This is a genomic window from Kitasatospora sp. NPDC001547 (assembly GCF_042894165.1).
GTDB lineage: Bacteria > Actinomycetota > Actinomycetes > Streptomycetales > Streptomycetaceae > Kitasatospora.
Genome location: NZ_JBIAVL010000020.1, coordinates 70,059 through 83,006, shown reverse-complemented (window position 1 = coordinate 83,006; position 12,948 = coordinate 70,059). Strand labels below are relative to the sequence as shown.

The 12,948-nt window shown below is 67.3% G+C and carries 10 protein-coding genes and 1 pseudogene; 6 read left to right on the top strand and 5 right to left on the bottom strand.

The window, feature by feature from the left end:
- Positions 1-25: 25 nt before the first annotated feature.
- Positions 26-748: a hypothetical protein gene (locus ACFY0X_RS28995; protein ID WP_387758910.1), complete on the bottom strand. Its 723-nt coding sequence runs from the start codon at positions 746-748 to the stop codon at positions 26-28.
- Between the two features lie 303 nt (positions 749-1,051).
- Between ACFY0X_RS28995 and ACFY0X_RS28990 the strand changes: the two genes are divergently transcribed.
- The 6 genes from ACFY0X_RS28990 (at position 1,052) to ACFY0X_RS28965 (ending at position 7,547) form a co-directional block, all read left to right on the top strand.
- A complete protein-coding gene (locus tag ACFY0X_RS28990; RefSeq protein ID WP_387758909.1) occupies positions 1,052-1,690 on the top strand; it encodes a hypothetical protein in 639 nt (212 codons plus the stop codon).
- 94 nt (positions 1,691-1,784) lie between these two features.
- Positions 1,785-3,200, top strand: coding sequence for a transcriptional regulator (locus ACFY0X_RS28985; RefSeq protein ID WP_387758908.1), 1,416 nt, complete (start codon positions 1,785-1,787; stop codon positions 3,198-3,200).
- Positions 3,197-5,050, top strand: coding sequence for a DEAD/DEAH box helicase (locus ACFY0X_RS28980; protein ID WP_387758906.1), 1,854 nt, complete (start codon positions 3,197-3,199; stop codon positions 5,048-5,050). Before ACFY0X_RS28985 ends, ACFY0X_RS28980 begins: the two co-directional genes overlap by 4 nt.
- A gap of 88 nt (positions 5,051-5,138) precedes the next feature.
- Complete coding sequence (locus tag ACFY0X_RS28975) at positions 5,139-6,011, top strand: HNH endonuclease (protein ID WP_387758905.1); 873 nt, start codon at positions 5,139-5,141, stop codon at positions 6,009-6,011.
- Between the two features lie 67 nt (positions 6,012-6,078).
- A complete protein-coding gene (locus ACFY0X_RS28970) occupies positions 6,079-7,029 on the top strand; it encodes a NaeI family type II restriction endonuclease (protein WP_387758903.1) in 951 nt (316 codons plus the stop codon).
- The gene (locus tag ACFY0X_RS28965; RefSeq protein WP_387758901.1) at positions 6,969-7,547 is read left to right on the top strand and encodes a very short patch repair endonuclease; all 579 of its coding nucleotides are present in this window, start codon (positions 6,969-6,971) and stop codon (positions 7,545-7,547) included. Before ACFY0X_RS28970 ends, ACFY0X_RS28965 begins: the two co-directional genes overlap by 61 nt.
- Before the next feature lie 27 nt (positions 7,548-7,574).
- On the opposite strand, the gene ACFY0X_RS28960 is transcribed toward ACFY0X_RS28965, so the two are convergent.
- From ACFY0X_RS28960 to ACFY0X_RS28945, 4 genes and pseudogenes are all read right to left on the bottom strand, one after another.
- Positions 7,575-8,852: a DNA cytosine methyltransferase gene (locus ACFY0X_RS28960; RefSeq protein WP_387758899.1), complete on the bottom strand. Its 1,278-nt coding sequence runs from the start codon at positions 8,850-8,852 to the stop codon at positions 7,575-7,577.
- 490 nt (positions 8,853-9,342) lie between these two features.
- Positions 9,343-10,359, bottom strand: a complete 1,017-nt coding sequence (locus tag ACFY0X_RS28955) for a DNA cytosine methyltransferase (RefSeq protein ID WP_387758897.1) — start codon at positions 10,357-10,359, stop codon at positions 9,343-9,345.
- A gap of 365 nt (positions 10,360-10,724) precedes the next feature.
- Positions 10,725-11,480, bottom strand: a pseudogene (locus ACFY0X_RS28950) (NgoMIV family type II restriction endonuclease).
- A gap of 582 nt (positions 11,481-12,062) precedes the next feature.
- Entirely contained in the window at positions 12,063-12,944 is an 882-nt protein-coding gene (locus tag ACFY0X_RS28945) for a hypothetical protein (protein WP_387758896.1), read from the bottom strand.
- Between the last annotated feature and the right edge of the window lie 4 nt (positions 12,945-12,948).

The window sequence follows — 12,948 nt, the reverse complement described above, 5'->3', positions numbered from 1 at the left end:
GCCAACGGGCCGGGATCAGGACGGCTTACGCCGCTTGTGCGCTGCAGCCGATCAGGGCCCGGGCATCCGCGTGGCTGCCGACGTCCATCAGGTGGCCGACCACGTCGAGGACGAACCGGTCGGGCCGACTGCCGACCTTCCGCAGGAGAGCATCCGCGACCTCTGTGAGACCCCGGCTGCGGCACGTCTGAATCGCTGCGGCGGACTCCACCGCAGGCGCCTCGTCGCCGGCATAGTCCAGCATGCCGACGGCGTGCTCGTAGCGGCCGCTGTCCAGGTGCAGCACCAGTTCGTCGACCGGCCACTGCAGCCCGACGGCGCGTTCGATGCGCCGGTCCCCCTCGGCGAGGGGGACCGGCGCATCGAACGGCGCAACTGTGCCGCCCTCCAATGCGCCGCGCATCTCATCAACGTCCTCCGCCGCCGGCCTGTTGACTTCGGCACTGATGTTGTCTGTGGCGAAAGCGGACTCGCATTCGTCGGAAACACGCTGCAGGAGTGCCCGCAGGTCATCCTCGGTCATCACTTCAACACCGCCCTTGCTCTTAGCGAGCCGGTGCAGTTTCAGAACCGTGTCCGTGTCGGGGAACAGGACCTTCCCCAACGCGAGCCGGTTGAGGACCGAGCGGGAACTGTGGATCTGACCTGCGACGCCGCGCAGCGATCCGCCAGTAGCCCGCAGCATGGCCCGCACTGCCCCAGCGAGTTCGCGGCGCGCCGGAGGAACGGAGGACGGAAGAGCCTTCATCTGTCCGCGTGTAGGCAACGAAACTCCCTAGAGGTAGGGGTCGGCGAAGTGTCATCCCATCTTGGCAAACGCCTACGACAGCTGAACGGTCATCGGTGCAAGAGGGACACTCCGGGACACCGGGAGAAGCGGGACACCGGGGGACAGCGAAGCCTTCCCCTGCCTCCGGGGCATGCGCTTCGCTTGAAGAGCAGGCGGGACTGGCCCGCTGACAACCCACCAGGGTCGTCACTGCGCTGTGCACGAGAGGATCCGGAGAGCATGGTGGCAATTCCGTCCTGGACGGACGAGGGACTCGGCACTATGAAGCGCGTCGCGCTCTGGCTCGTACAGGAGGTCGGAGTCGGCAGCGTGTTCACCAAGGAGCAGCTGCGGATCGCGTTCGAGGGGGTCAGCCAGGTCGACCGCCGCATGAGGGAGCTCCGCGTCCACGAGTGGCAGATCGATACCAACAGGGAGGACCCGGCCCTCGACCCCAGTGAGCACCGGTTCGTGTGTCAGGGTGTTCCGGTATGGCAGCCTGGCAAGGGAAGCCGCAAGGCGGCCGAGTCCGTGGGAGCGGTGCAGCGCCGCGCTGTGCTCCTGAATGACAACTACCTGTGCCGGACCTGCGGCATCGGCAACGGCGAGGCATACGCCGACGGCCACGGCGCCACCTCCCACCTGGACATCGCACGGCGCCAGGTCACCCTGCCCGGCGGCGGCACGGAGGTGCAGCTGGTCACCGAGTGCAACCGATGCCGTGTCGGCGGGCGCGACGCCGGCGCCGACCTGGGCGCCTTCGCGGCGGCGGTGGCACAGCTGTCGACGTACGAGCGCAAAATGCTGTCGTCCTGGATGGAGCAGGACGCCCGCGGCTTCAACGAGGTCGAGAAGCTCTGGGGTATCTACCGCACCCTGCCTGCGGCGGCGCGCGCCGGTGCCCGCGACATGCTCCTGTAGTCCCCGCCGGGGCGGCAGCGGAACCCCCGGTGCCGCCCCGTTCCCGGCCCTGGCAGTATCGGCATCGCTTTCACACGCACAAAGGAGCACATCCGTGTTGATCGACTTCGGCCGGCCCCACGAAGCAGCCGGCAACCGCGAGCTCGTGGCGCACCGGCTGAAGGAGCTGCGCAACGGAAACGGCGTCCCGGAAACGCTGACCGTCGAGTGGCGCGGGAAGCCCGCCCATATCGAGGTCATCGACATGCCGGTCGAGGTCCTGCGCTACAACCCCGGCACACATCGCATCCGCGCCCAGCGCGCCTACGACCCGGCCCGGGACCGGGCGCTGACCGAGGACCCCTGGAGCCCGGAGAGCCAGGATTACCTCCACCACCTGCTGAAGGCGCTGCCGGCCGACCCCTCGAGGACCGACAAGGCCTTCGAGGACCTGACGGAGAGCCTGCGCGAGTACCAGCAGAACGAACCCGGGCTGATCACCCACGAGGGCATCCTCGTGAACGGCAACACCCGCCGCGCTGCCCTCAAGGAGCTCGGGCGGACCAGCATGCGGGTCGGCGTTCTGCCGGAGAGCTGCGAGTGGAGCGACATCCATGCTGTTGAGCTCTCTCTCCAGCTGCGCCCGGACACCCGGCGGGACTACTCCTACATCAACCACCTGCTAGCCCTGGAGGAGCAGGTGGCGCTCGGCAAGCCGCTGCCGGAGATCGCCCGGAACTTCCACACCACGACGCCGGCCTGCGACCGAGACCTGTGGATCCTGGCCCAGCTCCGGGACCTCATCAGCCGTAGCGCCACCGGAACCTCCTCGCTGCGCCTCATGGACTTCGAAGAAGCCAAGGAGCGGTTCTTCGAGCTCTACCGCGCCTACAACACCGAGTCCGCACGCAACCGGGAGCGTGGCGACCTACTGAAGGAGGGCCGGCTCGCGGCCATCGTGCTGGAGTTCGCCAAGACCGACGTCCGGTTCATCCAGCCCGACTTCCAGGAGCGCTTCCTGGACCAGCGACTGCCCGCAGACCTCAGGCCCGCCCCCGCCCAGGTGACCCCGGCAGTGGCCATCCCCGGCCTCGGCCGCACCGTCCAGGCCGCCGGCGCGAGCGTCGCCGCGGCCAAGGCGCTCACCGACTCCCTCCTGCAGGCCAAGGCCGTCAAGGCGGCCGGCGCCGCCGCAACCCCCGAAGAGCAGACGGCGGCCGCCGCGGTCCTCGACCGCACCCGGGACGTCTTCAACGAGGCGCTGGAGTTCGCCGGCAAGGACTTCCGGCTCCGGAAGAAGCGCCTCGCCGCCCCCGACCGCGTCACCGACGCCTGCAAAGACCTGGAGCAGTGCGTCACCGACCTCGTCCTCGCCCGCGGCAACGGGAGCCTGGACGAAGGGGCGTTCGACGACGCCCTGCTGAAGCTGCGCACCATCATGGGGCGCGTTGCCGTCGAGGCCGGCAAGAGCATGCCGCTCCCCGGCGAGGGCCTCACCTGGCTCAACGCTGCTGTAGGGAAGCAGCAGTGACGGACACCCAGACCGAGCCATCGCTGCGGATCGCATTCGACGTGTCGCGGACCCGCGTTGTCCTGCGCACGACGCCCGGGCACGAGCAGGACTTCGCGGACCTCGCCGCGCGCATCGCCCCCGGTGGCCAGCGCGGGCCGCTGGTAGGAGAGTTCGACCTCGACGACTTTCTCGACCGCATCATCGAGCTCGGCTCCTGGCGCCACGACGGCGTCGAGTGGGAGGAGGCGCTGGTCCAGCTCGTCACCGGCGTCCTCGACGACGCCGAGCGGGCCGAGCAGACCCTCCGCAGTGGCGCGGACGCCAGCCAGAGCGCAGTCGCGCCGGGCGACGTGCCGGGTCTTCTAGGCGACGGCTGGACCGGAGACCTCACCCCCTTCCAGCTCCGCGATGCAGCCCAGCTGCTCTCACTCGGGCACGGCGCGAACTTCAGCGTCCCCGGAGCTGGCAAGACCCGCGTCTCACTCGCCGTCTACGCCGCCATGCGTGAACAGGGCCTGGCCAAGCGGCTCCTGGTCGTCGGACCCAAGTCCGCTTACGAGGCATGGCAGACCGAGAGCCAGATCTGCTTCCGCACACCGCTGCGCATCGCCGTCATGGGCCGCACCCCCGACTACGGCGCCGAAGTGCTGTTGGTCAACTACGAGCGCCTGTCCCGGGCTGTACCCGGGCTCGCGTCGTGGCTGGGCACGGCGCCGTCGATGCTGGTGCTCGACGAGGCCCACCGTATGAAGCTCGGTGCCAACGGGACATACGGCTCTGCCTGTCTCGCGCTCGGGCCCACCGCGACCCGGCGGCTCATCCTCACCGGTACTCCGGCCCCCAACGGGGCCCGGGACCTGGAGAACCTGCTGTCGTTCGTCTGGCCCGGCCGCGGCAAGCGCGTCGTCTCCGACGCTGTACGCGGCGGAGACCTCGCCTACGCCAGCACGGTGCTGCGGCCGCTGTTCACCCGCACCACCAAGCGCGAGCTTGGCTTGCCCCCGTTCGAGCCAAAGGTCCGGTACGTCAGCCTCCCGCCGATCCACCGGGAGGTGTACGAGGCGCTCAAGGGCAACTTTTCCCCACGGGCCGAGGCGTCCCGCAACGACATCGAAGCCCTCGGGCGGGCAGCACTGCGCCTGCTCATGGCCGCAACCAGCCCGGCGCTCCTAGTCGAGGGCAGCAGCCCGTACGAGCCGCTCGCCTACCGGGTGCCGGCGCTGGAGGCCGCCCCCGGCGAGTCCCTCCATGCGCTTCTGCGTGACCTGCCCAGTTACGAGCTCTCCCCCAAATTCCAGGAGGCCGTCCGGATCGTCGCCGCGAACGCGGCAGCGGGCCGCAAGACGATCGTGTGGACCACCTTCGTACGCAATATCACCACCCTGGCCAAGCTCCTCTCCCCCTACTCCCCAGCCGTCGTCCACGGCGGCACGGCCGACCGGGACGAGGAGATCCGGCGGTTCCGCGAGGATCCCGACTGCATGGTGCTGCTCTCCAACCCGGCTACCCTGGGCGAGGGCATCAGCCTGCACCAGGTCTGCCACGACGCGGTCTACGTCGACCGCGACTTCATGGCTGGCCGGTTCCTGCAGAGCCTCGACCGCATCCACCGCTTGGGCCTGGCCCCCGGAACGGATACGAGAGTTACCGTCCTTGTCGCGGAAAACACCATCGACGAGGTGGTCCAGCTTCGTCTTGAGGCAAAGCTGCAATTCATGGGCAGCATCCTGGACGACCCGGAGGTGCGCCAGCTCGCAGATCTCGTCGAAGAGCCCGTCGGCAGCGCCGGCCTGGACATGGCGGACATCCGGGAGCTCCTGCGCCACCTCGAGCCCCCGGCCTTGCTCGACGGGCAACCACGGGGGTGAGGCCCGGGACCCGCGGCCGTCGCGGGTCTAGGGTGCCGTACGGATGGAAAGGAGCCCTCGAATCCGCCGTGTTAAGCGGGAGGAAGAAATGACACACGCAGAAGTGGACAGCGAGCGCCCGCTGCCCGACCCCACTGATCCGTCCCTCGACGATCTCTTCAGCAGCCAGGAGACCGCAGAGGCCTGTCGGTTCCTCCTCATGCGGCAGGACACCCCTCCGACAATGGCGGAGTGGCTGGCTCGATCGCAGCAGGTTTTCGGCAAGTCAAACGTGCACAGTCAACGTCGGCTGCGCGAGGTCCGGAGCCACTTCGTGGTGCAGAGCCGGCGCCGCACCAGTGACGGAGAGTGGATCTACCAGCTACTCGGCTGGAAGAAGGCGGCTTCCGCGTCCGCAAAGATCTCGCCCCGGCTGCAGGCAGAGGTCTTCAGCAAGAAGGGCCGCTTCTGCCAGATGTGCGGGCGCGGCCCCCAGAACGGTATCCGGTTGCAGATCGACCACATCGTGCCCGAGTCGTGGGGCGGCAAGACGGTGTACTCGAACCTGGAGCCGCTGTGCGAGGAGCACAACCACGGGAAGCAGGCATTCTTCGCCTCGCTCGACGCGTTCGGGCCGGCTCTTGGGCGAGCGCTCCCCCGCCCGAATCCATGGGAGCGCATCGGCGAACTGCTCCTCGCCTTCCAGGAGATGAGGAAGCCGACGCCGGTCGAGCTCATCGAACTAGTCGCACAGGACACCCACAAGGGCGACCCGAAGAAGCGGCTGCGAGAACTCCGTTTTGTCCTCGGCTGGGACATCGTCGCGCACCGCAGGAAGACGGACGGCGTCACTGAGGTGACCTACGAACTGATCAGCTCCCAGCCATGGCCTGCGGAGGGTGCAGCCGCCGCGGTTGCCGACTACGAGCGAAGGCGCAAGGAGCGCAAAGCCACTGAGCGCGCCGCACCCGAGTCCGACTGACCCGGCCCACGCACCGGAGACAAACTCCCGGGATCCCTACATCTTCCGTTCAAAGAATTGAGTTGATATGACGTCAGCCGATACCTTATTCCCCGTTTCCTCCGTCGCGCCCCCTGATCCGGAACTGGCCCGCGTCCATGCCAGAATCCTGGCGGCGGACCCGTGCGGCGAGATCTTCGCTGCAGCCCTGCGCCGTACCTTCGACATGCTGCTCGACGGACAGCACACGGGCCGTTTTCGCTGGGAGGAGCTCCACAAGACCGAGAAGACGCATGCCGGCACCCTCGTGGAGATCAACCTCCAGCGCGCCTTCAACTTTGCTGACGGCGACAAGATGGACTACTCGATCGACGGCATCGATGTGGACTGCAAGTATTCCCAGGACCTGGGCCGCTGGATGATCCCTCCTGAGGCGATGGGGCATCTGTGTCTTGGGGTGTGGGCCAGTGATGACGCTGGGCTCTGGTCAGCGGGGCTGTTCCGGGTCACCGAGGAACTGCTTACCAAGAAGGAAGGAAACCGGGACGGCAAGCGGTCTCTTACCGCCATTGCCCGGAAGACCGCCGTTCACTGGCTCTTCGAGGATGCGCCGCTCCCCGAGAACATCCTGCTGCGCTTGCCTGAGAAGGACATCTCCGCGATCTTCGCGTCACGGTACGGCACACAGCGGGTGCATGAGCTGTTCCGGCGTACGCAGGGCCGTGTCGTCTCGCGTGGCGTGGTCGCCACGGTCGCACAGCAGGACGACTTCATGAAGCGGGTCCGGTACAACGGTGGCTCCCGCTCGGCGCTCCGACCGGAGGGAATCGTGATTCTCGGGCAGTACGGGAATCACCAGGTGGTAGCCGAGGGCCTCGGTCTGAGGGTGCCAGGTGCTGGTGAGTCCGTGAGCGTCCGCCTGGCACCCTGGACTTTGGAGCACGTGGACGCACGGTGGGTGGAACTGGAGGACGTCAAGTGGGTGGTAGCGCGGGAAAGCGACCCGGTCGTCGAGGCACCGCTGCTGCCGGAGCGGTAGGCGCGGATGCTGCCGCATGGGTTGCCCCGGCAGGATCATGGGCCTCTTCAGCTGCCAGGCGCCGCAACATGCAGGCGATCAGGAGCCGGGACACGTCCCCCGAGCTCGCGCTGCGCTCCCTTGTCCACGCCGAGGGGCTTCGGTACCGGGTGGCGGCAAAGCCGCTGCCCGGTATGCGGCGGACGGCTGATCTCCTGTTCCGTCCCACACGGGTGGCCGTCTTCGTCGACGGGTGCTTCTGGCACGGGTGCCCGGAGCACTTCGTTCCGCCGAAGACCAATCCCTCGTATTGGGAGTCGAAGATCAGCGGAAACGTCACCCGTGACCGGGATACCGACGAACGCCTCGCTGACGAAGGGTGGCTCGTGCTGCGGTTCTGGGCGCACCAGTCGCCTGAGGAATGCGCGGACGCAGTGGTAGCCGCCGTAGTAGCGCGGCGGGGGGAGCTCGCCGAGCGGAAGCGGCGACGTCTGGAGGGCAAGCAGGGGTGTCCAGGCACAGGACCGCCCGCAGGCTGACGCCTGCGGGCGGCAGGTCGATCAGACTCAGCTGATCTTGGCCTTGTTTGCCTTGAAGAGTTCGTGCCGGTCGTGGTCTTCCTGCCCGACGAAGGCCTTGAAGTCGCGGAGCAGATAAGCCATGGCACCGTCCTGGCCGGCCTCGGTCTCTTTGATGTGGAAGTCTCGGCCGAGGTGGGAGAGGCGTCGCTCGACGTCGTGCATGCCCATGACGACACCGGTCTTGTCCAGTGCGGCGACAATCTGCTCTGCGGTCATGGCTTCGCTCTTACCGCGGAGGAGCCGGTAGACCGGGTCGTGAGTGGTCTCGACCCGCTCGCGGGGCTGGCCTTCCTTCCGGAGCGCCCTTGCGATGGAGAGCCCGACAGCCTTGGCGACCGGCGGCGGGAAGGCATTGCCGATCTGGCGGTATCCGGTGGTCTTCCCTCCGGAGAACTCCCAGTCGTCGCTGAAGCCCTGGATCCGCGCGGCCATGCGGCTGGTCAGCTTGGGGCCGCCCCTGACTTCGCCCTTCTTGCTCACTGCCGGCTTGAAGTCCGGCTTCGGCGCCTCGTTGGCAATGCCCCAGGCGTTGACGCCCATAGCCTCCCAGGCCGCCTTGGCTCGGGAGGGGCCAAGGTCTGCCCCTCCGTGCTTCTTGGAGCCGCCAACGATCGTGGGTGCGATGCCGTCGGCCTTGGCGGCCCATGCCTCGACGCCGCCCCAGCCGTTGGCTGCCATGAGGTCCTTCAGCGTCTCACCGACGGTGGGCGCAGGGCCGGGGAGGGGCTCGGGCCAGTGGAAGTACTCTGCGTATTCGTCCTGGAGTGCCACCAGCACGAACCTCGGCCGGAGCTGCGGCACCCCGAACTGGGACGCCTGGAGGAGCCTCCACTCGCCCACGTAGCCGAAGTCGCGGAGCGTGTCCAGGACGTGCTGCCGGTAGGCCGAGAAGCGGTTGGCACTGAGTCCTCGCACGTTCTCCAGCATGAGCGCCTTGGGCTTGATGCGGCCTGCCAACTGGACTGCCCAGGCAAACAGGTCACGCTCGTCGGTGGCACCGAGCTGCTTGCCCGCGATGGTGAACGGCGGGCAGGGGACACCTCCTGCCAGCAGCGAGACCCCTTCGTACTCCTCGGGGTTCCAGACCGACTCGTCCGCGACATCACCCTCCGCGACCTTCCACGCCGGCCGGTTCAGCCTGAGGGTGTCGCAGGCGTTCGGGTCGAGCTCGACTGCGAGCTGGTGCTCGAATCCTGCCCCTTCGAGGCCAAGGGCCTGCCCCCCTGCTCCTGCGCAGATCTCGACAACCTCAAGGGCAGACATTCTTCCTCCGTACAACACACGTCGAGCCTGCGGGATGGGAGGCGCCAGGCAGCGAGCTGAAAATAGTCATGATATCGAACAAACTAGCTACCTCCCTTCGGACGCACCTTGCCGCTCCATCTCCCCACCCAAGCCTCACCTACCGGGCACGCCGGGGACAAACGATCCCTGTGGAGCGGCCAGCGTAGTCGCCAGCTCTGACATGCCGACCGATGTGGCCCGAGTCCTGCCCGTCCCTGCACAACGCGCCGCTGTGAACGAGGACACGCATACCGTCCTCCTCACACTGCCCCGGACCACTGGAGACCAGCGGCGAGAAGGCCGAGCGCTGACCTGATACGCGGAGGCCTGGAGCCGCTCCCCGCGGGCATCTGGGCCTACCCGCAAAGCTTGGGCCCGCCACCTACGCCCCTTGCCGCAACGACATACACGATGCCCCGATCCCGGCTTTCCGCGGACTCAAGCGTTCCGGTCTATGCGGACCGCCACATCAAGCTGCCGTTACCACTGGCACGGTCCGTGGCTGGGGCAGGCCGAATGCCGCCGCAGCCACGTGTGCGGCCAGCAGTGGCGGCACGGCGTTGCCGGCCTGCTCATACTGCTTCGTCTGTGTTCCCTGCCACGGGTAGTCCCCGGGGAAGGATTGCAGCAGGCCCGCCTCGTGGACCGTGATGCGCGCTGTGTCGGAGGCGGCGCTGCGGCTCTTCCAGCATCCGCGGTCACGGGACTCGGCAAGAGCACGGCGGGCCTGAGTTGGGAAGGGCTCGGCACCGCCGGTCTTGCCGCCGCCGGCGGTGACGGTGGGCGCGGGCCGGTCGGTGGCGCCCCAGCCGATGCCCTCCGCCATGGAGACCCAACAGGCCCGGGACTCCCCGAAGAGGTCGCCCTCTTCGCCGTACTCGGTGTGCGTGGGCTCGGGAGGCTGGGCGGTGCGCAGGCGCGAGGCGATGAGGATCGCGCGGCGTCGGCTCTGTGGAACGCCGAAGTCTGCTGCGTTCAGGTTGCCGCACCAGGTGCTGTAGCCCCAGCCCCGAAGCACCTCGGCGTAGTGGCGGAACAGCGGGAGCGCATCGGGGACCTCTTCCATGACAGCGTCCTCTGGCCGCAGGGCGTAGAGGTACCGCATGGGCTCGGCGGCGAGTAGGGAGCGGGAGTCCTGGCACGCAGCCAGGAGCTGCGGCCGGGTGTCCCGGTCTCTGGCAAGGTCATCGATCGCCTGGTGGACCAGGGGCTGGTCCCGGAGCCCTAGCTGCTTGCCCGCCCTGGACCAGGCCTGACACGGCGGAGACGCGATGAAGCGGCGGATACGGCCGACCAAAGGCGCCGTGGCGATCTGGGCGACGTCTGCACGGACAGTTGGATGCCCGGCAGCAGCCCGCGTCCGGCAGGCCGCAGCGTCCCATTCGATCCCGATGTCAGTGATTCCGTGGTAACTGCGCAAGCCCTCAGACCAGCCGCCGGGCCCGGCGAACAGGTCCAGGGTGTCAGGAGCGACGGGCGCAGGCATCAGGCCTCCGGGACAGATGGAACAGTGAACGTGGCTGGGCTAGGTACGGCGCACTGCGCCCTGCCCGACTGACGCAGACAGCAGCCGACCCGCCCACACGACCATACAGGCGCAAACCACCGAACCCTCTGCTGAGACGGGCACTGCACCGTGAGGGCCTGCAGCGGCAGCTCCGATGGAATCCAGCTACCGCGGTCGGATCGAGCCCGACACGAGGCGATATCACCAGGCCGTCGCAGCGGCAGACGCCCGGTCAATCGGGGCACAACAGCAAAACCCTTGCGGCACACGGTTGCCCAATTGCCCGGCAAATTCGCCAACTTCGCCTTTCAAGTAGCGGTGCGCCCGGCTTTTCCGCAGCGCTGCTAGACCGCCAGGCCTAGCGGAAGGCCACTGATATCACGAAGGCGGTTTCCTGCGATCGTAGTGTGCAGCATGGCACTTGCCTCGTCGTTGCACGTTTTCTCTACTGTCCGGATCAGTTCTGGGAGGGCAAAATGGTACACCGTATCGATGCCGCCAGTTCCGAGGGCGAGAGATGCAAGCCTGGCGGGTGACGGTTCCCCTCTGACGACCGCAATGTGCGGCGTGCATCCCTTGCGATTCCGGATAACGTTCAACGCCTCTGATCGCGCATTCTGGGCGCGATCGCTACGCAAAGTCCACTTGCACGATACTATCGCATGGACAATGGAACGCCCCCGGCTGGCGCTCCTAATGACAGCATATCGGCCAGATTCGCCATCTGCGAGTTCGCACTCCCGGCCGATCGTGGCATTCGACTCAGACTTCCGCAACACCAGAATACCTGGACTAATCTCATAAGAATTTCCCAGAACCGAGGCTGGATTCTGGTCTTACTCAATAGCAATTGCAAGAGCGGCCAGGTGAGCAAACGGCTCATATTTCGAGATCTGATATTCGGCGGGCGATCCTCCAACATTCTCGACAATCCAGCCACCCGGGCGGAGGGACTGGAATATCGGGAAGGTCTCCATCAGGAAGGCTTCCGCGGCCTCTTCGAAATTGGAAGCCACGCCGTCACGCGACAGAGACAGAGTGCTCCTGTCGGTGAGATGCTTGTGAAAGTTCACCCTTGCTTCGGCAAGTACCGCCGCCATGCGAGGCCGCCTAGGTTGTCTGGTTTGCGTTAGCTCATCGCTTTTGCGAAGAGAGGGACATGCAGTGCGTTCAGCGCGCGAAAGCAGCCACTCGCCTCCACAGGCATCCCGATGAGCATCGCCGGCTGACGTCATCTGGGGCCTCAAATGGTTCCACCGGCAGCCGCCCGTACAGGTTTGCTGTCAGCAGCCCTCTGTACGGCCGCTACCGCACCCCTGCGCGGGCGCATGGGGAGGGAGGACCAAGGGTTGCGTACCGGACGGTCATGCGAGTGGGCTTGTTTGCGCACCGGATCCAGGACGGAACGCCCTGCCCTGTCGGCAACTGCTGAAATAAGGGCCGCGGACAGTGAACCAGAAGAGGCCCGATTGGTGGTCTCGTGATCATCGGGGCTTCAGCAGTGCTGGAGCCCCGATGAAGCCAGGGTGATTCGCGTGGAGAACTTGAGTTGAGATCCGCCGGTTGTTTCGGAACGAGGGCCTGTCGACCCGGGCAGTAGCCCGTGAGCCGGGAATCCCCGGGGACCGTTCAACGTCCCGAAGGGAGGACGGCCCGGCCCATCACGCAGCTGGGGATCTCGGTCAGCTGTCAGGTAGGGCTTCGGGGCCGTGGTCGACGTCGAGGAAGCGGTACTCGGTCGCCCGGGTGCGGCTCATCGCGTCGAAGGTGCGGCGTTGCTCGACGACGAAGCGGACCTGGTCGCCGAGGGCCAGGCGCATGGCGAAGAGCTGCTCGGGGTCGTCGAACTTCACGTCCCAGGCTGGTGACTTCTTCGAGGTGCCGGTCTTGATCCGTACCACGCCGGAGCTGCGCAGTTCGGTGATCCGGCCGGACAGGCGCTGGACGTCGACGGCTGTGTGGGTCTCGCGAAGGCGGGCCACGTACGCCCTGCCGCGGGTTGTCAGGGTGGCGGTGCGGACGTCGCCGTCGGATGCGAGCCACTTCAGGCCCATGCCGAGGTCGAACTTGTCGAGGGCTCTGACGACCACGTCGACCGGGTCGAGGATCTCGCTCCAGGCCCGGACGTCCTGCTCGTCTTCGAGGGCGCGCAGCAGGTTGACGAGTGCGCGCACGCCGGCGTCGGCTGGTGAGATGTCCAGCGGAAGTCCGTCGTCGTCCGGTTCGGGGTCGGGGGCCGGCCGGGGCCGTACGTGCATGATGGTGCTGCCGCGGGACAGTCCGGTCAGTTCCAGGGGGACCTGGCGGTGGGCTGCCGCCGAGACGCTGTCCTGGAGCGGGCGTAGCAGGGCGTTGCCCCAGTCGAACTGGAGGGCCCCGGCGGCGGCGTGGTCTCCGGTGAGTCGGATCTGCAGTTCTTCCTCGGCCTGGGCCTGGGGGTCGTGGCGCTGGAGGTAGTCGAGGTTGGCGCGGCGCAGGTCACTCTCGACGAGGTCGTCGTCCCGGTCTTCCGTGCCTTCCTCTTCCAGTCGGCGGGCGGTGCTCTCGCCGTGGAGTCGGCGCATCTGC

Excerpts from the sequence above, each read along its gene's own strand:
- ACFY0X_RS28995 (WP_387758910.1), bottom strand. The coding sequence starts at position 748 with ATGAAGGCTCTTCCGTCCTCCGTTCCTCCGGCGCGCCGCGAACTCGCT.
- ACFY0X_RS28990 (WP_387758909.1), top strand. The coding sequence starts at position 1,052 with ATGAAGCGCGTCGCGCTCTGGCTCGTACAGGAGGTCGGAGTCGGCAGC.
- ACFY0X_RS28975 (WP_387758905.1), top strand. The coding sequence starts at position 5,139 with ATGACACACGCAGAAGTGGACAGCGAGCGCCCGCTGCCCGACCCCACT.
- ACFY0X_RS28970 (WP_387758903.1), top strand. The coding sequence starts at position 6,079 with ATGACGTCAGCCGATACCTTATTCCCCGTTTCCTCCGTCGCGCCCCCT.
- ACFY0X_RS28960 (WP_387758899.1), bottom strand. The coding sequence starts at position 8,852 with ATGTCTGCCCTTGAGGTTGTCGAGATCTGCGCAGGAGCAGGGGGGCAG.
- ACFY0X_RS28955 (WP_387758897.1), bottom strand. The coding sequence starts at position 10,359 with ATGCCTGCGCCCGTCGCTCCTGACACCCTGGACCTGTTCGCCGGGCCC.
- ACFY0X_RS28945 (WP_387758896.1), bottom strand. The coding sequence starts at position 12,944 with ATGCGCCGACTCCACGGCGAGAGCACCGCCCGCCGACTGGAAGAGGAA.